Raw genomic sequence first — 20,063 nt, forward strand, 5'->3', positions numbered from 1 at the left:
TGCTTGTATAACTTAGGTATTACCAATCTGGTTAATCCCGTTTACTATTCTCTCAAAAACATCTTCCCAACCCTTCCACTCGTTTGCCCCCGATAGCGACTCGTTGTGCCAAGTGGTTACAAATGTACCGCCTACCTCACTAACCGTTCTGGCCAGCTTAAGGGTTGTGTCAACCGCTTGGTCGGGATCGAAGGCGCCAAGCAGTGCCCTGTCCATTACCTGAAATGGCACAACTCTCAAAGATAACTCTTTTTCGCTTTTCAAATCGTAAAAGTTAAAGGGCGTGCAGGTGCTAGCCCTAAAGCCTATGGCGTTTGGATACCCCATGGTGTAGTCTTCCTTAATGCCTACTTCAACAAGTGTTCGGTAGGTCTCGGGCAGTGATAGCTTGAGGAAATGCTGACGGCTCTTCAGTATATCTTGCTTACAGCAAGCTGTTAGTAGCGATATCTCCTCGCCTACGCTACTTGCATTGCTGTTGGAGGCATAGGACGGATGCACTCCAATTTCGAACCGGCTGGCAATTTCCTTTAGCAATAGCTGCATAGCTCCTTTTGTTACGTTGATATTTCTGTCGTATCGTGTTCTTTTACCCCCAAGAATGAACCAAACGGCATTCGGATTTAGCCTCAATACTCTAAAAATCTTTTGGTAGGTATCGTAAGGGTCGTAACTGTTAATGCCCAGCATAAACCTTAGCCGATTGGTAAAATCGCAAATCCGACCCTTGCGAATTGAGTTAGCAAGCGCCAGTACATTGTGCCCAATCCCCTTGTGTTTATAGGCGTATGCATTGTCGATATCGATGGTGGGAATAAACTCAAATTTCCGTTTTGCAATTAGAACGTAGGGAAATTTTTCTTCTATTGCCTTGGCCAGTTCACCTACCCAGATATCAACGAGTGGTATGTTTAGGACCCTATGCTTGTGAGCCAAACTGTTGTGCACCTCAAATCGGCCATGAATATCGGTTCCTTCTGTAATGTACTCCTCGTATCGGCTAATTAAAAAAAATGTTGCAGCAAATAAATCGAACGAAACATATTCTGTATCAGAACTTATTAGTTGTTTAGTTAGCGATTCATAGTTCGGAATAGCAAACGATTGTTTAATTATTTTGTTTTCGAAAAGAAGCTTGTGTGGAGTAATGTTGATACAATTACTAGCTTTGTTCTGGCTGTACGATAGTTTGGGACCCATATACTGGTTTAGCTCATCAAGCTGCTGGGTAATAGCTATGCTAAAACCCAGCATATTGCTGAGGATATGGTTAAAGGTGTACTGTATCCTTGGGGTAACTGTTGGTGCGTAAATCAGAAAATCCATACTATAGCCTATAGAGAAAGAGCTAATGTACCCAAAATATATGAAATAATTGTGGCTCATCTTCACATTTGAGTTTTCAAATCTTTCAGCTAAGAGATTAACTCATTATTAGTGTTTAATAAACTTTTATGGCGATGAAAAGAATTAATACTGTAATTACTGGAACGGGTAGCTATATCCCCAATAGGATTGTTAAAAACAGCGATTTTGTAAAGCAAGTTTTCTTTGAGAAAGATCAGACAGCCATTGAGGGAGATAGCGAGCTGATAGTGAATAAGTTTAGGGATATAACCGGTATCTCCGAACGCCGTTGGGCTACCCAAGAGCAAAACACCTCCGATATTGGCGCCATTGCTGCCGAAGAGGCAATAAAGCAGGCAGGGATTGATCGTGAGACTATCGACCAGATAATTGTGGCTCATAATTTTGGCGATGTATTCCCCGATACCATTCAAACCGATGTGTTGCCAAGCCTTGCCTCGCGGATAAAGAATAAGCTTAATATCCAAAATTCGTCATGCATACCCTACGACTTAATCTTCGGATGCCCAGGTTGGATACAAGGGGTAATTCAGGCCGATGCTTACATTAAATCGGGACTGGCCAAACGGTGCTTGGTAATTGGGTGCGATGCGCTGTCGCGGGTTATTGATGTGTACGACCGCGATTCGATGATTTTCTCCGATGGTGCTGGTGCTGCAATAGTTGAGGCAGCTGAGGGCGATGAGCCAACAGGAATACTGTCAACCGCTATGGTTTCGCATACCAACGAGGAGGCCTACTACTTATACCTAGGGCGATCGAATGCTCCCGATAGCAACCCTAGCATTAGGTATATCAAAATGCATGGACGAAAGATTTACGAGTACTCCCTGTCCAACGTGCCAGCGGCTATGAAAGTGGCGTTAGAAAAGTCGGGACTGCCTATTTCCGATGTGAAAAAGGTGCTTATTCATCAGGCCAACGAGAAGATGGACGAGGCCATAGTGCAACGATTTTACAAGCTGCACGGTATTCGCAGGGACGTTTCCCCTGTGATGCCCATGAATATTCACGAGCTCGGCAATAGCTCAGTGGCTACAGTGCCCACGCTTTACGATATGATTCTCAGAGGACAGGTACCCAATCATGCCATTGCCCAAGGAGATGTGCTGGTTTTTGCCTCCGTGGGCGCGGGGATGAATATTAACTCGTTTGTTTACAGGCAATAGTTCTGTTTATAAGGGTTTAAGGTTGCACCAAATCAATATAATGGGTGTCTAATCGTTTGTGCTTTACCAAGAAAAAATCATAATCTCAAGGATAAGTGAATAAATAACCTTACTTTTGCGCCCGTAACCAATATTTTAATCGATATGGACGAGGACCCTTATCCTAGTACAAAGTGTAATTCAAACTAGTCTGTAAGGGTCAAGTGCATCCTTGCAGACCAAAACTGTAAGGAGATTATGACAGAAATAGCAGTAAACTTCCAGGAGCTAATCGAAGAGAAGCAGTGGAAGAGGTTACGGGATGAGATCATCCAGCTAGAACCCTATTTAATTGCCGAAGTTATTGAGGAGCTGTCCGATGAGGATGATATCATCGTGTTTAGGCTTCTGCCCCGCGATTTGGCAAAGGATGCATTCCAGCACTTAAATCATGATAAACAGGAGGAGATAATTGAGGGCCTAGCCCAAAACGTTAGCAAGCTGTCGAGCCTGCTTAACGATTTGGATCCCGATGACCGTACAGCCTTTTTCGAGGAGCTGCCCGGGCAAATCACTATGCGTCTCATCCAGCTGCTGAGGCCCGAAGAGCGAACCGTGGCTACCAAGCTATTGGGTTTCCCCAAGGATAGTATTGGCCGATTGATGACCCCGGAGTACGTGGCGGTTAAGCCTCACTTCACGGTGGAGGAAGCCTTGGATCATATCCGCAGGTACGGCCGCGACTCCGAGACCCTAAACGTGGTTTACGTTGTTGATAACGATTGGCGTTTAATTGACGATATCCGCATTAGGGAAGTACTGCTGGCCACCCCCGATCAAAAGATCGAGGATCTTATGGACAATCGTTTCATGGCACTACATGCATTCGACGACCAGGAAGTGGCCATCAGGGTTTTTCAAGATCAGGATAGGGTAGCACTACCCGTTACTGACAACGATGGGCTACTGCTTGGTATTGTTACCTTCGACGATATGATGGACGTGGCCGAGGAGGAGAACACCGAGGACTTCCACAAGTTCGGTGCATTCCAGGATGCCATTGTAAACCCACTGAAGGCCAAAATCACTTTGCTGTATAAAATGCGGGTATTTTGGCTTACCGCATTGGTGTTTATGAATATTCCTTCGGGAAGCATTATTGAGAGCTTTGAAGCAACCCTTCAGCAGGTCGGTGGGCTTTTACTATTCCTTCCGCTAATTATTGCCAGCGGGGGTAACGCAGGAGCACAATCTGCAACATTAATGATCCGTTCACTGGCAACCGGTGATGTTGAAACCAAGGACTGGTTTTTACTTGTTGGGAAAGAGTTTTTTGTGTCGCTAATGCTAGGTGTTACCATGGCCCTTGGTGTAAGCCTTATCGCCAGTGTGCGTGCACCAGAAATTGTGATGGTGGTAGCCAGCTCCATGACCCTAACAGTTGTTACTGGTAGTATTTTGGGTCTTATGCTGCCCTTTGTTTTCACCAAGCTAAAACTCGACCCTGCCACAGCAAGCGCACCTCTTATTACCTCAATGGCCGACATTGCTGGGGTTTTAATTTATCTTTCCATTGCCACTTGGTATTTTGGACTATAGCTAGTGTTGGCCACACAAATTGATAAACTGCTGAATACCGATATGTACTCAGCAGTTTATTCGTTTCTGCTGGAGCATCGTTGCAGTTGCTTTTCAACTGTAACTTTAAATGTCGCAAATTACTACCTGTCAACCCAAACAAAATTTATATATTTACCCTCAAATATATGCGAACATCATTATTTGAACCATATAAACGCTCCGTATATGAATGCAAAAAATGGAAAAATACTAGTTGTTGACGATAACGAGGATATTCTTTTCGCCTTAAAGCTATTGCTCAAGCCACACGTTGAGCTGGTGCATACTACGGCAAATCCAAACGATATCCCCGATTTGCTAGGCAAAACAGAGTATGATGTAATTCTCCTTGATATGAACTTTACCAAGGATGCCATAAGTGGTCAGGAGGGGTTTAGCTGGCTGGAGCGTATTCTTGGAATTGAGCCATCGGCCATCGTAGTGTTTATAACTGCCTATGGCGATGCCGAAAAGGCTGTGAAAGCAATAAAGGCAGGTGCCACCGATTTTATCCTCAAGCCTTGGCATAACGAGAAGTTGATTGCAACCGTGTCCTCGGCCGTTAAGCTTAAGCAATCGCAAAAGCAAGTTTCCGATTTAAAGGAAAGGCAAAAGGAGATTAGCAATGTTATGGATAGTCCCTTCCATGACTTTATTGGCAAGTCGGAGGCCATGCTCAGCGTGTTCAACACCATTAAAAAGGTGGCAAAAACCGATGCCAATGTTCTTATCCTAGGCGAAAATGGAACAGGGAAAGAGTTGGTGGCTCGAGCCCTTCACCGCGACTCCCCCCGAAGCGAGGAGGTATTTATTAGCGTTGACCTTGGGTCGATTGCCGAAACGCTATTCGAAAGCGAACTCTTTGGCCATGAGCGGGGCGCCTTTACCGATGCCAAGAAGGATAAACCGGGAAGGTTCGAGATTGCCTCGGGAGGCACGCTCTTCCTTGACGAAATTGGAAACCTATCGCTGCCATTACAGGCCAAGCTGCTCACGGTAATTGAGCGCAGGGAGGTTGTGCGCGTTGGGTCAAATAAGCCAAAGTCAACCGATGTTAGGCTGATTTGCGCTACCAACAACAACATACACAGTATGGTTGGCGAGGGTGCTTTTCGTCAGGATTTGCTGTATCGTATCAATACTGTTGAGGTTCACTTGCCACCCCTTAGGGAGAGATACGGTGATATTCCTTTGCTGGCAAACCATTTTCTGTCTGTTTACACCAAAAAGTACAAGAAGAAAATCAAGAATATCTCCGCCGAAGCTATAAAAAAGTTGGAGACCTACGGATGGCCAGGAAATGTTCGCGAGCTGCAGCATGCCATTGAGCGAGCAATCATTATGAGTGACTCTAACGTGCTGCAACCCGACGATTTCTTCCTTTCGAGCCAAAAGTCATCCACCGGTTCGTCAATGGAATTTGAAACCTTCAATCTCGATGAGATTGAACGATTAATAATTACCAAAGTGCTAAAGCAAAGCCAAGGGAATATAACCCAGGCCGCCAATGAGCTTGGTATTACCCGAACATCGCTTTATCGAAGAATGGAGAAGTATGATTTATAAGAAGTTTAGGGTTAATGCCACCATTAGGCTGATCCTCCTCACCGCTACCATTTTTGTCTTCTTTTACACTTGGGTGAATTTTGAATTTTTTATTACTCCTGTGCTCATTGCTGTACTTGCTTTAATGCAAGTGTACGCATTGTACAAGTATGTCGATAAAACCAATCGAGACCTGGCCAGCTTTCTCGAATCCATTCGATTCTCGGAGTTTACCCGCACTTTTCAGGTTGAGGGGATGGGTAGCTCGTTCGACGAGCTTAGCCGTGCGTTTAATGATGTAATTAAAGACTTTCAGACGGTAAGGAGCGAGAAGGAGGAGCACTTTCAGTATTTGCAAAGTATTGTGCAGAACATTGATGTAAGTGTTATAGCGTATCAACGCGACGGAACAGTTGAGATGATTAACAAATCGGCTAAACGTCTTTTTCAAATTACTGGGTTAAAGAACATTAAACAGCTTTATACCATTAGCTCCGAGCTGGTAGATAGGCTCCTCACGCTAAATCCAGGCGAGAACATCCTGGTTAAGGTTCAGCAGGAGGATGATATTTTGCAGCTTGCAATATATGGGACCGAGATTAAAGTGCAGGCTAAGCATATTGTATTGGCTACCATCAAGAACATTCAGAGCGTATTGGAGGAGCAAGAAACCGAAGCCTGGCAAAAGCTAATAAGCGTGCTTACCCATGAGATTATGAACTCAATCACCCCAATTGCTTCGCTGTCATCCACTATCGACTCTATGATTAAGTCCATTAATCAGACCCGAGAGGAGAATCCCAATGCAACCTTCGATGAGGAGACTGTGGGGGAGATACAGCAAGGATTGCAAACCATACACAAGCGAAGCACTGGGCTTATGCATTTTGTAAATACCTACCGCAACTTAACGCGCATTCCCAAGCCTAACTTTCGCATTATTAAGGTTTCTGAACTATTCAGTAGCATTGCGCCACTCCTCGATGAGGAGTTCCGACGTGCAAATATCCACTTTACGTTTGATGTGGATCCCGAAAACATATCCTTCTCAGGTGATGATGAACTGTTAGAACAGGTTATAATTAATCTGCTAAAGAATGCGGTGCATGCACTTGACGGTTGTGCCCAACCCACAATTACCATGAAGGGATTTTTGAACAAGCGAGGAAGGGTAACCATTCAGGTATCCGACAATGGCGAGGGAATATTGCCTGAGGTGCTCGACAAAATTTTCATTCCATTCTTTACCACCAAGCCAAAGGGCTCTGGAATCGGGCTTAGCCTATCGAGACAGATTATGAGGCTTCATGGCGGGAGTATAACAGCTTTCTCGCTACCAGGGCAGGGGTCAACTTTTACACTAACATTTTAGTATGGGTATAAACTACATAGTAAGCATTGTAGGTAAATACTTTTTTGGTATGGTTGGTGTTTCGTCTGTTTCCTCAGCAGCCACTGATTATGGCTATAACTCGCTTGTTGGGTCTGTTAAACTCAACTGGTTGTCGGAGTGTTTTCAAACCTGCTCAATCTCGGCTCCATTGATAACCATTGCTGTGGTAACAGCAACTCTGGTATTTTTTATTGTGGGTTACTACCGAAGGAAGGACAAGCTGAGGATTGTAGAACTTGAGCAAAGGCTCCTACTTTCGCAGATGAATCCTCATTTTATTTTTAACTCGCTCACAGCTATACAAAGCTATATCTTCCGAAACGACCCATACTTGGCTGGGAAGTATTTGGCCAACTTTTCCAAGCTAGTTCGGCTGATTCTAGAAAACTCTAGGGTTCAACATATATCAATTGGTAAGGAGAAGGAGACCATTGAACATTACCTCGATTTGCAGCTCATGCGGTTCGATCATAAGTTTGAGTATACCATTAGCATATCGCCCGATATAAATTTGGAACACCACCTTATTCCGCCAATGCTAGCGCAACCCTTTATTGAGAATGCTATTGAGCACGGTATTATTCACCTTGAGGGTAAGGGGCACATCTGCATCAGGTTTTTATTTGAGGATAGCGGCCTGTTGCTTGAGGTTGAGGATAATGGGGTAGGCATAAAGCACTCTTCCGATATGGGCGATAGCAACAGGGAGAAACACCAGTCGTTAGCCACCCGTATAACGCGAGAAAGACTCAAAAACTTACGGAAAGTTTATGGCAGATTGGTGCGGATGGAGATAGTAAATTTGGCCAAAAGTACCGATGGCGAAGCACAAGGAACCTTGGTTCGGTTCCATATACCGCTAATTGTAAAATAGCGAAGCTATGATAACTGCAGTTATAGTAGATGATGAGGCCTTGGCTCGGGAGTCGTTGCTGAGCATGCTCAAGCTGTTTTGCCCAAACATCGAGGTTGTTGGGCAAGCGCACGATGTGCAATCGGGGGTGAAACTTATAACAGACCTAAGCCCCGATGTAGCCTTTCTCGACATCCAAATGCCCGATGGCTCAGGTTTCGATTTGCTTATGAACTTCAATCGAATCACCTTTAAGTTCGTGTTCATCACTGCATACCAGGAGTACGCCATCAAGGCATTTAAGTTTAGCGCCATCGACTACATTCTTAAACCTGTTGACCCCACCGATTTGATTAATGCCATTGAGAAACTGAGCGAGACCATTCGCGAGGAGGAGACAAACCACAAGTTCCAAACATTTGTCGATAACATTAAGACCAATAAGAATAACCCGCAGAAAATTCTTCTTAAAACCCTTGACGAGCTGGTTGTTGCCGAGGTTGGCAGTATTGTACGATGTGAGTCGCAAAGTAACTATACCATATTCTACTTTACCGATCGCCCCAAGATTATGGTATCGAAAACACTTAAGGATTTTGACGATCTTCTTTCCGACTCAGGCTTCTTTAGGGTACATCAGTCGCACCTTATAAATCTTAATTTTGTTAAAAAATACAATCGTTTTCCCGATAGTCACGTAGTACTAAATAATGATGAACACATTCCGGTGGCCGTAAGGAAACGTGATGTGCTAAAGGAGTTGCTTAAAAATCTGGATAAAAATAGGTTTGTTTTTTGATGCGTGAGTTATTCGTTGGATTTAACCCTAGGCTATGAGAATTAAATTAAATAGAGTTTTACTTGTTGCTTTCGTTGGGCTATGCACCTTCTTCGGTTACTCTGCACCAGTAGCCAACGATGTGGCTGGTTATCAGCAGGAGGTTATTACTTTAATCGATTCACTGAACGATTTGGCCTACAACAATCGTCGCAACAATCCTCGGCTGTCGTTGGAGTATGCCCTAAGGGCATTTCACCTGTGCGATAACGTAGATTACCCCAAGGGATTAGCAGGCGCCCTACACAGTATGGGTACGGCTAAAGTTGTTATGGGCCGGTATGACCAAGGGTTGACAGATCTTATGGAGGCAGTATCCATACGCGAGCAGATTGAAGATTATGTTGGCCTTATGTCGTCGTTAAATAACGTGGGGTACGCCTATTCCGAAATAAAGAATGATACAAGAGCCCTTGAGTTTTACCAAAAGGCCTTGTCGTACAGCAACCACACCAACGAGCCACGTGATGTGGGAATAATTATTAACAATATTGGACACGTAAGCCTAAGGCAGAACGATTTTGAAACAGCTCTGGAGTATTTCTATAGGGCGCTTGAGGTAAACGAGCAATACGCTGACAGCAGGGGAGTCGCGACCACCCTTAGTAACATTGGGCTGGTTTATCATAAAACCGGATCGTATGCCAAAGGGCTAGAGTATCATATGAGGGCCTATGAGCTAGGAAAGGATCAGGACGACAAGTTTGGAATGATAGCAACCCTGAGAAACATTTCCGAGGCCTACTTATTCCAAGGAAGCTATACCGATGCCACAAATTTTGCCCTAAGAAGCATGCTGCTGGCTCAGGAGCTTGGGTCATTAACTGAGGAGAAGAACACCGCAGCTATTCTTGCAAAAATATTTGAGAAAAGAGGACGATACAGAGATGCTGCAAGATATTTCAAGATTGAAAGCGAATTGAAAGACTCCCTATACAGTATTCAACAAACCGAGGCAATAGCCCAAATTCAAGCAGCTTTCGAGGTAGAGGGGCAAATAAAGGAAAATGAGTTTTTAAGAAAAGAGCAATCCATTAATGCTAAGGTGATAAAAACCCAAAAGTGGATGTTGTTCTTCACTGGCGTGTTTTTAGTTGTTGTACTCGTAATGCTGGTTATTATTCTAATGTCGAATAGAAGGGTGAAGTCAGTAAACCACGAACTTATCCAAAAGAATAGTGAGATTGTAACCCAAAAGGAGACTATTCAGCAAAAGGTTCAAGCCCTTGACGAGAAGAACAAAGAGCTCGAGGATATTAACACCATAAAGAACAAGCTCATTTCTGTTATTGCACATGATTTGAAAAATCCATTCAATAGCATTTCTGGCTACTCAGAGCTGCTCATTACCGATTTTGCTGGCTATTCACCCGAGGATGTGGCCACATTTCTGGGGATTATACATGACAATGCCCTAAAGGGCAATATGCTTCTCGATAACTTATTACAGTGGTCAAGGCTACAAACCCGAACAATTCAATACCTTCCTGTGGTGCACAATATGAGCAGGCTGGTTGAGGATGAGCTGTTTTTAATGCAGCATAAGGCCAAAGAGAAGGGGATTGAGATAAAAAACAAAGTGCCCAATGGGCTAGAGGTTTTTGCCGACTCCAATATGATTAAAACCGTTGTCCGTAATCTACTCTCCAACGCGCTTAAGTTTACCCCCAACGGAGGCGTTGTGTCCATCAAGGCAAAAGCTGAGGAGAAGTCGGTGCTGGTTTCTGTAACCGACTCTGGCGAGGGCATTGAACCTCACATAAAGGAGAAACTATTTACCGGCGAGGCTGGGGTAACAACCACCAGCGAGAGCGGCGAAAAAGGTACAGGGCTTGGGCTTATGCTATGTAAAGATTTTGTGCTTAAGCATAAAGGCGAGATTTGGGTAGAGAGCAAGCCGGGCGAAGGGGCTTCATTCTTCTTTCGTTTGCCCAACAAGCCCGCTAGTAGTGGTGATGAAGAGTAAAGGCTAGGCCCTGCTTACTTAATTCCAATTGCTATTTCATTAATCCCTTTCCTTTGCCGAGGAGCCAATGCTCTTTTCCTGTTGCTTTCGCTCAGGCTGTCGGTGTTCCCCGAAAATCCTATTGCAATTGCTGCTACTGGTTTTAAATCATCTGCAATCCCGAGCATTGCTTTAACCAGGTCCCTATCGAAACCGCCCATTGGGTGCGATGCAAGCCCAAGGGCATCGGCCTGAATCATTAGGTTTGCAGTGGCCATGCCTGTATCGTGTAGTGCATAACCATTGGGCTTGCCAGTTTTGGCCAGCACCGTGTTTGCAACGCTAAAAATCAGCATCGAAGCATTTATTGCCCACTCCTTGTTGCCTTCAGCTAGCGTGTTAAGGGCTTTGCTGTATTGCTCCCAGTTGTCTCGGCTAACGTAGTAGAACTGCCATGGCTGCTCGTTGTATGATGAGGCAGCCCATCGGGCAGCCTCAAAAAGCGAGTTAATTTGTTCCTGCGAAAGCAGCTTCGGCTCAAAAGCCAACTCACTTTTTCTGTTCACAATATGTTTTAGCACCTGATTGCTCATTCTGTTAACTTTTTTGTTTATACTATCACAACAAATGTAAGCAAATATTAGTTCACTATGTTTCTTAACATACAGGTTTCTAGGTGTTAAATATTTGAAAATTGGGAAACTTGCCTTATGATTGTGTAAAAATTAGAGTATCTTTGTAAAAGATGTAATTACTTGTATATTAATTTATTAAAATCGAAACAGTTATGATGACAGCAAAAGACTACATGGCCCGTGAGGATAAGTACGGTGCGCACAACTACCACCCGCTACCAGTTGTACTTGAGAAAGGCGAAGGTGTTTTCGTTTGGGATGTTGAAGGGAAGAAGTACTACGATTTCCTTTCGGCTTACTCTGCCGTAAACCAGGGCCATTGCCATCCAAAAATTGTTAACGCAATGGTTGAGCAAGCCAAAACGCTTACCCTAACCTCTAGGGCTTTCTATAATAACGTGTTAGGAGAATACGAAGAGTACATTACCAAGTACTTTGGTTACGACAAGGTTCTTCCTATGAACACAGGTGCCGAAGCCGACGAAACAGCCATTAAGCTCAGCCGTAAGTGGGGTTACCAAAAGAAAGGTGTTAAGGATGGTGAGGCCAAAATTATTGTTTGCGAAAACAACTTCCACGGTCGTACCACTACCATTATCTCTATGAGTACCGATCCCGATGCCAAAGCGGAGTACGGCCCATACACCCCCGGTTTTGTAGTTATTCCTTACAACGATATCCCTGCCCTTGAGAAAGCCTTGGAAGATAAGAGCGTGGTTGCTTTCCTTGTAGAGCCTATTCAGGGCGAGGCTGGAGTATTTGTGCCAGACGAAGGATACCTTACAAAAGTATCGGAGCTGTGTAAGAAAAACAACGTTCTTTTCATTGCCGATGAGGTGCAGACAGGTATTGCTCGTACTGGTAAAATGCTAGCTTGCGATCATGAAAACGTTCGTCCTGATATTCTAATCCTTGGTAAAGCGGTTTCGGGTGGTGTATTCCCTGTATCAGCTGTACTTGCCGACGATGATATCATGCTTTGCATTCAGCCCGGACAGCACGGTTCTACCTTTGGTGGCAACCCTATTGCTGGCAAGGTGGCCATAGCTGCCCTTGAGGTGATTAAGGAGGAGAAACTTGAGGAGAATGCCGAGCGTCTTGGCAAAATCTTCAGAGAAGAATTCCGCAGCATTAAGAGCGATATGATTGAACTTGTTAGGGGTAAAGGTTTGCTAAATGCTGTTGTAATCCGCAACCAGCCTGGCAAAACTGCTTGGGATGTTTGCGTTGCTATGGCAGAGGCAGGCGTATTGGCCAAGCCAACTCATGGTAACATTATCCGCTTTGCACCACCCCTTGTGATAACTGAGGAGCAGTTGCGCGAAGCTATGGATAAGATTAAAGCGGTATTCAAAAAATTTGAATAATTGCTAATTCAAAATCGAAAAAAGTGAGCCGTTGCTATTGTAGTAACGGCTTTCTTTGTAAATTGGCACTATAATTGGTTGGTGTATAAACACTTTAAAACATATTGGTATGGTTAAGATATCCCATTTGATGAGTTTTACGTGCCTCGTAACTATGCTGCTCTTCTCGTCAAGTATAAGCGCTCAAGAAATTATTCATGTGAAAGGGGCAACTGGTGAGGCCGAAATTGTGGGACGAATAAGCGAGGAGGAGGCTCGTAGGCAAGCATTGAACAACGCAAAGGTCGAGGCGCTGCGTCGGGCAGGGGTAGGTGAAAAGATTCAAACCTACGAGAACCTTTTTAGGAGTGAACTTAACAACGACTTCACCGAGTTCTTTAGTACCGACATTCATGCTGAGCTGCAAGGGGCAATACAAAACTACGAGATTGTAAGCCATCGTCGGAAAGTCGACGAGGTTACAAACCTATTTATGGTTGAGGTTACTATAGATGCATCGGTGATATTATACTCAACAAAGCCCGACCCAACTTTTAATGTAAAGGTCGATGGTATAAAAGGAATTTATGACGAAGGAGAATTTATTTCGTTCTCCCTATTCTCAACGCAGGATTGCTACCTGCATATTTTTAGCATAACCGATAACTATACTGGGTTGCTTTATCCTAATAAATTCGAAAAGTTTCAACTTATTAATGCTAATGTTGAAATGAAATTTCCGTTTGGATATTTAGACTACGAAGCGTTTAAAAGCGGCAAAGGAGTCGATACAAATCGAATGGTATTTGTATTTACCAAGGAGCCTGTTCAATTTTTAAACCACACTGGCACGGAGCAACTCACATCATCCGAAACCATTTTTTCATGGATATACAGCATAATGCCCAACGAGAGAGTGGTCGATTATCATGCCTTTACCGTTAGGTAACACCACTGTAGAATAAAAAAACCGCCCCTTAACGAGGCGGTTTTTTTATTGCAATTGAATCTGATTACTGCTCATTGATTGCTGCTTGTGCTGCTGCAAGGCGGGCAATTGGAACGCGGAATGGAGAGCAACTAACGTAGTTCATGCCCACGCGGTGGCAGAACTCAACTGAGCTAGGCTCACCTCCATGCTCACCGCAGATACCGACCTTAAGATCCTTACGGGTTGAGCGGCCACGGTCAACGCCTAGTTTAACCAGCTGGCCAACACCTTCCTGATCAAGTACCTCAAATGGATCGTTCTTTAGAATACCATTCATGGTATAGACTGGTAGGAACTTGCCAGCATCGTCGCGGCTATATCCAAAGGTCATCTGGGTAAGGTCGTTGGTGCCGAAGCTGAAGAACTCTGCCTCCTTGGCAATCTGATCGGCCATTAGGGTTGCACGAGGTATTTCAATCATGGTTCCAACCAAATACTCAACCTTGTCACCCTTCTCCTCAAATACTTTCTCGGCGGTTTTACGGATGATCTGCTCTTGGTTTCTGAACTCCTCAACGGTTCCGATAAGAGGAATCATAATCTCAGGAATGGCAACTACGCCTTTCTTCTTGAGGTTAACAGCAGCCTCTATGATAGCGCGAGCCTGCATCTCGGTAATCTCAGGGTAGGTAATGCCCAAACGGCAACCACGGTGTCCCATCATGGGGTTAAACTCGTGTAGGTCGTCAACGCGGCTCTTTACCTCAGTAGCTGAAATTCCGAGCTCAGCGGCCATATCCTTCTGGTTGGCCTCCTCGTGGGGAACAAACTCATGTAGAGGGGGATCGAGCAAACGCACGGTAACAGGTAGCCCGTCCATAGCCTCGAAAATGCCCTCGAAGTCCTCTCGCTGAATTGGAAGAAGATCTAATAGGGCCTTACGGCGGCCAGCCTCGTCGGTGGCAAGAATCATCTTACGCATAGCCTTAATACGGTCGCCTTCGAAGAACATATGCTCGGTACGGCAAAGGCCAATACCCTTGGCACCAAATTCACGGGCAATCTTGCTATCCTTAGGAGTGTCGGCATTGGTACGTACGCTCATGCGAGTGTATTTCTCGGCCAACTTCATAATATCGGCAAAGTCGCCGCTAAGCTCGGCAGCCATAGTCTTAATTTTACCTTCAAGCACTTGGCCAGTTGATCCGTTTAGCGAAATCCAATCGCCTTCCTTAAATACTTTACCATCGCAGGTCATGGTTTTGGCGCGATAGTCAATCTTTACAGTACCAGCACCCGAAACGCAGCACTTACCCATACCACGGGCAACAACGGCAGCGTGCGAGGTCATACCACCACGAGCGGTTAGGATACCCTTAGCTACGGCCATACCCTTAAGATCCTCTGGTGAGGTCTCAATACGAACAAGGATAGTTTCCTTGCCCTGTGCATGCCACGCCTCAGCATCCTCGGGGAAGAATACTATTTGACCAGTTGCAGCCCCTGGTGATGCGGGTAACCCTTTGGCAAGCACATTTGCTCCTGCAAGGGCAGCCTTATCGAATACTGGGTGAAGCAGCTCATCGAGTTTTTGAGGCTCCTGGCGGAGAACAGCAGTTTTCTCATCAATTACACCCTGGCGAAGCATATCCATGGCAATCTTCACCATTGCGAAACCGGTGCGCTTTCCGTTACGGGTTTGAAGCATCCAGAGTTTTCCATCCTGAATGGTAAACTCGATGTCCTGCATATCCTTGTAATGATCCTCAAGTTTTTGCTGGATGGTATTAAGTTCGTTGTATGCCTCGGGCATGGTTTCCTCAAGCGAGGGGAATTTAGCTTTGCGCTCTTCCTCAGTGATGTTCTGAAGTTTAGCCCAACGCCTTGAGCCCTCGAGAGTAACCTCCTGTGGTGTACGGATACCAGCAACCACATCCTCGCCCTGAGCGTTGATAAGGTACTCGCCATTGAAGATATCCTCGCCGGTAGCAGCATCGCGGGTAAAGGCAACCCCTGTGGCTGAGTTATCGCCCATATTGCCGAATACCATAGCCTGAACGTTCACAGCGGTACCCCAATCGTCGGGGAGTTTGTACATACGACGGTATGCAATGGCGCGGTCGTTGTTCCAGCTGTTGAATACGGCCATTACTGAACCCCATAGCTGCTCCCATGCGCAAGTTGGAAAGTCTTTGCCAGTCTTATCCTTAACCGCCTTTTTGAAACGCTTTACAAGCTCTTTAAGATCTTCGGGTGAGAATTGAGTATCCAGCTCTATACCGCGCTCCTCCTTCATATGGTCGATAATCTCTTCGAAAGGATCATGATCTTCTTTCGATTCGGGCTTCATACCCATTACCACATCGCCAAACATCTGAATAAAGCGACGGTAGCTGTCCCATGCAAAACGAGGGTTGCCGGTTTTGGCTGCTAGTCCTTCTACTACCTCGTCGTTTAGGCCCAGGTTAAGAACAGTGTCCATCATTCCGGGCATCGAGGCGCGTGACCCTGAGCGAACCGACATAAGCAGTGGGTTCTCTTTGCTGCCGAACTTTGTGCCCATGATGCCTTCAATCTTTTTCATGGCTGCTTCAACCTCAGGTTTAAGTAGCTCTATCACTTTATCCTCACCTAGCTGATAGTACTCAGTACACACCTCGGTGGTTATAGTAAAGCCTGGAGGTACTGGAATTCCGATTAGGTTCATTTCTGCTAGGTTGGCTCCTTTCCCGCCAAGCAACTCTTTCATTTTGCCATCACCATCGGCTTCCTTGTTCCCGAAGGTGTAAACACGTTTAGTAATCGACATTGTGATAAATTTTAGTTGTTGATTTATGATGAAATTATTGTTTGTTAAACAATTTTATCTGAGCTTACAAAATTATTAAAAATATTGGAATAGTAATTTGGTGATTATTAGCTAGGAGCTAATTTTTGCGCAAACGATACAGCACCAGTGCTATTGATGTGCTATTTCTTTTTCTGAACCTGCTGTTAAATGGCTTGTGCTGTATGTCTTCTTGTCGAGCAGTGCAAGTGTAAAAGGCTAGCTGTGCATAGGTCAGCTAGCTATTAAAATCTGTTGAATTGATTGTGGGTTTAGGTGAACAGCACGATGTAAAGGGGTAGGAATATTGCGATGAATACACCAATGGATGATTGACTGAAGAAGTTTTTTGCGTAAAGACCAGCTATCACTAGTGTGTCATCGGCAATGCTATACGTAATCGTTCCGCTTGTCATTGAGAAACTGTACTTAAACCTTTCGCCATTCTTCCCCCTCATACCCCACACCGAATTCAGGATGTTCTCCGACTTTAGCTCTGCCGTTGTGTTTTCTAACTCAATCAGAGCTTTTGTACGCCAGCTGTTATAGGTGATACGCCCAACTATTCTATTTATATCATAATCCACAATAAGAGTCGATTGGCTTAAAAAGCCTTTTGTCTTAAATGTGTAACGTTTAGCGTTTATTGTTGCGGTGGCATCATTGGACCACATTTTGCTATGTAAATTACCAATTGGGGTACCCAAGGTGAATAGCTGATAGGTTGAGCTGAAGACTCCCTTTTTCCAGTAGATAGTTTTCATAGTAATTATTTTTGCTAAGCTAAAGTTTAAATAATTTCTCTATTTAGATTGACTTATCAATCAAATGTTTAATGAGTATATGATTTTTGTGTTCGCTTTTGAACGCTGATGTATTGAATGCGAACAGTTATGGTAAGTATGGAGTTGTTTAAGGTAAAGAAAAACAATGAAATAACGATTGTGGTACGATATGTGAAAATGTTCGGTTGTTATGCCTTTATGTTGTTTTTAAAACTATGAGCCATGTTTATAGTAGGATTTTTTGCCGGGTTGTTGTTCTTGCTCATTTTCGATTTGATTGTAGGAGCATACATTAAGTATAGGACAAACAGGGACTATTCCGAAAAATTAGATTTTTAAATTGATATTCAAGAATACTAAAGGGAGTGGTCGCTAATAGTTTTAATATTCTATGCTGTTTATATTTTTTGACGAGTATCTTGAACAATTGGTCTACTTTTGCGTCATAGTGATGTAGATTTATCAAACCCTATGAGTAAGATTTTTTTCAGCCTAGTGTTAGGCATACTTAGTTTCAGCGGCCCAATAGTTGCCTTTGCAGAGATTGATGCCGCCCGACGGTACAGCATAAGTGGATATGTTCGTGATGCAGCCACTGGAGAGGAACTTATTGGAGCAACAATCCTTATAAAGGAGTTAACCCAAGGTTCTACCTCAAATAGCTACGGGTTCTATTCCATTTCGTTAACTCCGGGTACTTACACATTTGTATTTTCTTATCTAGGTTATACAAAGCAGGAGCATATTGTTCACCTGAACCGAAATGTAAGCCTAACCGTTGAGCTGGCAGAGGATCAAACCCAGCTGCAGGAGGTGGTCATATCGCGCGAGAGGCCCAACGCCAATATCACCCGGGGCGAGATGAGCGTGGCAAAGCTCGATATCAAAACCATTCAGCGAATGCCTGCTCTGCTAGGAGAGGTTGATGTTATTAAAGCTATCCAGCTGCTTCCAGGAGTGCAGAGCACATCCGAGGGTGCATCGGGGTTCAGCGTTAGGGGAGGGGCAATGGATCAGAATCTGATTCTCCTCGATGAGGCTACCGTTTACAACGCTTCGCATTTAATGGGGTTCTTCTCGGTATTTAACAACGATGCCATAAGGGATGTGAAATTATATAAGGGCGATATACCCGCATCCAGTGGAGGCCGACTATCATCGCTGCTGGATGTGCGGATGAAGGAGGGTAACTCTAAGGAGTTTGCCGCCGTGGGCGGCATTGGAACCATCTCGAGCCGGTTAACCGTGGAAGGGCCAATCCTTAGCGAGGCAACATCGTTTCTTGTGTCGGGCCGACGAACCTATGCCGATATATTTTTGCCATTTGCAGCCAACGAGAGCGTGAGGGATAACGAACTCTTTTTTTACGACTTGAAGCTAAAGGTTAACCATAGGCTCAACGATAACAATAGGTTCTTCTTGTCGGGTTACTTTGGTCGCGATATATTCCGCAACGACTTTGCAGGATTTGGCTTTGGCAACCAAACCCTAACCGCCCGATGGAATCACCTTTTTAGCCCCAAGCTATTCCTAAACACCTCGCTAATATATACTAGCTACGACTACTACTTGGGTGGTGGCTCGGGTGAAGTGAGTGGCTTCACGTGGTTGTCGGATATGCAGGATTATAGCGCCAAGTTCGACTTTAGCTACTTTTTGGGTAGCAGCAACACCATTCGCTTTGGAGCACAGAGTACATATCACGTTTTAAGTCCGGGTACAGCAAAGGGAGAGGGCGATGAGTCGATTTTTGGAGAGCTGCGTATTCCCAATGGGTACTCACTAGAGCACGGTGTTTATGCGCAGAATGAGCAAACCATTGGCTCCTTAATTTCTCTTAAGTATGGACTCCGGATGTCGGCTTTTCAGAATCTAGGGCCTGCAAAGGTTTTCAACTACAACCAGTTTTTTGAGGCCGAGGATTTTGTAGAGTATGGCGATAACGATTTTTACAATACATACGTCAACCTTGAACCCCGCCTTGGGTTTACCTTTGCTTTCAACGATAGGCAATCGGTAAAAGGGAGCTACTCCCGCACGGTACAGTACATCCAACAGGCATCCAACTCGGCGGCGGGTACTCCGCTCGACATTTGGTTCTCAGCATCACCCAATGTAAAGCCTCAACTTTCGGATCAATGGGCCGTTGGTTACTTTCAAAATTTCTTTAACAATGCTATTGAAACATCGGTTGAGGTGTACTATAAATCGATGAGAAATGTTGTCGATTTTAAGGAGTTTGCCAATTTGTTTCTTAATGAGAAGCTTGAGGGTGAACTTCGTATAGGTACTGCCGAATCCTATGGAGTGGAGGCGTTTGCTCAGTTCAATTTGGGACGATTCAATGGCTGGGTAAGCTACACCTACTCTAGGGCTTTCAGAACAATTGAGGATGTAAATCAAGGTAATCCATACCCGGCTCCCTACGATAAGCCCCACGATGTGTCCATAGTCACCAGCTACGATTTTAATGAGAAGCTAACCATTTCGGCCAATTGGATCTACGCAACGGGTGTTCCTGCAACCTTTCCTGCCGGACGATACGAGATCATGGGTACTGTTATTCCTCTGTACACATCGCGGAACTCATTTAGATACCCCGATTACCATAGGCTCGATTTTGCATTAAGCTATAGACCAAGGGCAAAAACCCAAAGGAAATGGCAGGGCGAGTGGAATCTGTCGGTTTATAATGTGTATAACAGAAAGAATGCGTGGGCAATAAATTTTGTGCAGGATAGGGCTAACCCAAGCGAAACCTATGCCGAGATGACCTACCTGTTCTCTATACTACCAGCCATAACCTATAACTTTAAGTTCTAGACTAGG

14 protein-coding genes are annotated in these 20,063 nt (G+C 44.6%); 10 read left to right on the forward strand and 4 right to left on the reverse strand.

Annotation, left to right across the window (positions count from 1 at the left end):
- Nucleotides 1-12: 12 nt before the first annotated feature.
- Nucleotides 13-1,326, reverse strand: a complete 1,314-nt coding sequence (locus G8O23_RS00195) for a polysaccharide deacetylase family protein (RefSeq protein WP_166360497.1) — start codon at nt 1,324-1,326, stop codon at nt 13-15.
- Between the two features lie 134 nt (nt 1,327-1,460).
- On the opposite strand from G8O23_RS00195, the gene G8O23_RS00200 reads away from it, so the two are divergent.
- From G8O23_RS00200 to G8O23_RS00230, 7 genes are all read left to right on the forward strand, one after another.
- A complete protein-coding gene (locus G8O23_RS00200; protein WP_219932336.1) occupies nt 1,461-2,537 on the forward strand; it encodes a 3-oxoacyl-ACP synthase III family protein in 1,077 nt (358 codons plus the stop codon).
- 237 nt (nt 2,538-2,774) lie between these two features.
- Nucleotides 2,775-4,115: a magnesium transporter gene (gene mgtE, locus G8O23_RS00205; RefSeq protein ID WP_166360499.1), complete on the forward strand. Its 1,341-nt coding sequence runs from the start codon at nt 2,775-2,777 to the stop codon at nt 4,113-4,115.
- Between the two features lie 207 nt (nt 4,116-4,322).
- Complete coding sequence (locus G8O23_RS00210) at nt 4,323-5,702, forward strand: sigma-54-dependent transcriptional regulator (RefSeq protein WP_166360501.1); 1,380 nt, start codon at nt 4,323-4,325, stop codon at nt 5,700-5,702.
- Nucleotides 5,644-7,053: a sensor histidine kinase gene (locus G8O23_RS00215; protein ID WP_219932337.1), complete on the forward strand. Its 1,410-nt coding sequence runs from the start codon at nt 5,644-5,646 to the stop codon at nt 7,051-7,053. Before G8O23_RS00210 ends, G8O23_RS00215 begins: the two co-directional genes overlap by 59 nt.
- A 1-nt stretch (nt 7,054) precedes the next feature.
- Nucleotides 7,055-7,948: a sensor histidine kinase gene (locus G8O23_RS00220; RefSeq protein ID WP_166360503.1), complete on the forward strand. Its 894-nt coding sequence runs from the start codon at nt 7,055-7,057 to the stop codon at nt 7,946-7,948.
- Nucleotides 7,949-7,955: 7 nt separating this feature from the next.
- Complete coding sequence (locus G8O23_RS00225) at nt 7,956-8,726, forward strand: LytR/AlgR family response regulator transcription factor (protein WP_166360505.1); 771 nt, start codon at nt 7,956-7,958, stop codon at nt 8,724-8,726.
- A gap of 34 nt (nt 8,727-8,760) precedes the next feature.
- Nucleotides 8,761-10,731 (forward strand): ATP-binding protein, encoded by a 1,971-nt coding sequence (locus G8O23_RS00230; RefSeq protein ID WP_166360507.1) that lies wholly within the window; start codon nt 8,761-8,763, stop codon nt 10,729-10,731.
- Between the two features lie 14 nt (nt 10,732-10,745).
- Here G8O23_RS00230 and G8O23_RS00235 read toward each other — a convergent pair whose 3' ends face one another.
- Nucleotides 10,746-11,303 (reverse strand): nitroreductase family protein, encoded by a 558-nt coding sequence (locus G8O23_RS00235; protein ID WP_166360509.1) that lies wholly within the window; start codon nt 11,301-11,303, stop codon nt 10,746-10,748.
- A gap of 197 nt (nt 11,304-11,500) precedes the next feature.
- Between G8O23_RS00235 and rocD the strand changes: the two genes are divergently transcribed.
- Both rocD and G8O23_RS00245 read left to right on the forward strand, forming a co-directional pair.
- Nucleotides 11,501-12,712, forward strand: a complete 1,212-nt coding sequence (gene rocD / locus G8O23_RS00240) for an ornithine--oxo-acid transaminase (RefSeq protein WP_317168978.1) — start codon at nt 11,501-11,503, stop codon at nt 12,710-12,712.
- 109 nt (nt 12,713-12,821) lie between these two features.
- Nucleotides 12,822-13,640: a DUF4384 domain-containing protein gene (locus tag G8O23_RS00245; protein ID WP_166360513.1), complete on the forward strand. Its 819-nt coding sequence runs from the start codon at nt 12,822-12,824 to the stop codon at nt 13,638-13,640.
- 64 nt (nt 13,641-13,704) lie between these two features.
- Here G8O23_RS00245 and ppdK read toward each other — a convergent pair whose 3' ends face one another.
- Nucleotides 13,705-16,431, reverse strand: coding sequence for a pyruvate, phosphate dikinase (gene ppdK, locus G8O23_RS00250; protein WP_166360515.1), 2,727 nt, complete (start codon nt 16,429-16,431; stop codon nt 13,705-13,707).
- Between the two features lie 290 nt (nt 16,432-16,721).
- Nucleotides 16,722-17,213 (reverse strand): hypothetical protein, encoded by a 492-nt coding sequence (locus G8O23_RS00255; protein ID WP_166360517.1) that lies wholly within the window; start codon nt 17,211-17,213, stop codon nt 16,722-16,724.
- Between the two features lie 492 nt (nt 17,214-17,705).
- Here G8O23_RS00255 and G8O23_RS00260 point away from each other — a divergent pair, with 492 nt between their 5' ends.
- The gene (locus G8O23_RS00260) at nt 17,706-20,057 is read left to right on the forward strand and encodes a TonB-dependent receptor (RefSeq protein ID WP_166360519.1); all 2,352 of its coding nucleotides are present in this window, start codon (nt 17,706-17,708) and stop codon (nt 20,055-20,057) included.
- Nucleotides 20,058-20,063 lie beyond the last annotated feature (6 nt).

The sequence above is a fragment of the Perlabentimonas gracilis genome (assembly GCF_011174675.1).
Taxonomy (GTDB): Bacteria; Bacteroidota; Bacteroidia; order Bacteroidales; family Tenuifilaceae; genus Perlabentimonas; species Perlabentimonas gracilis.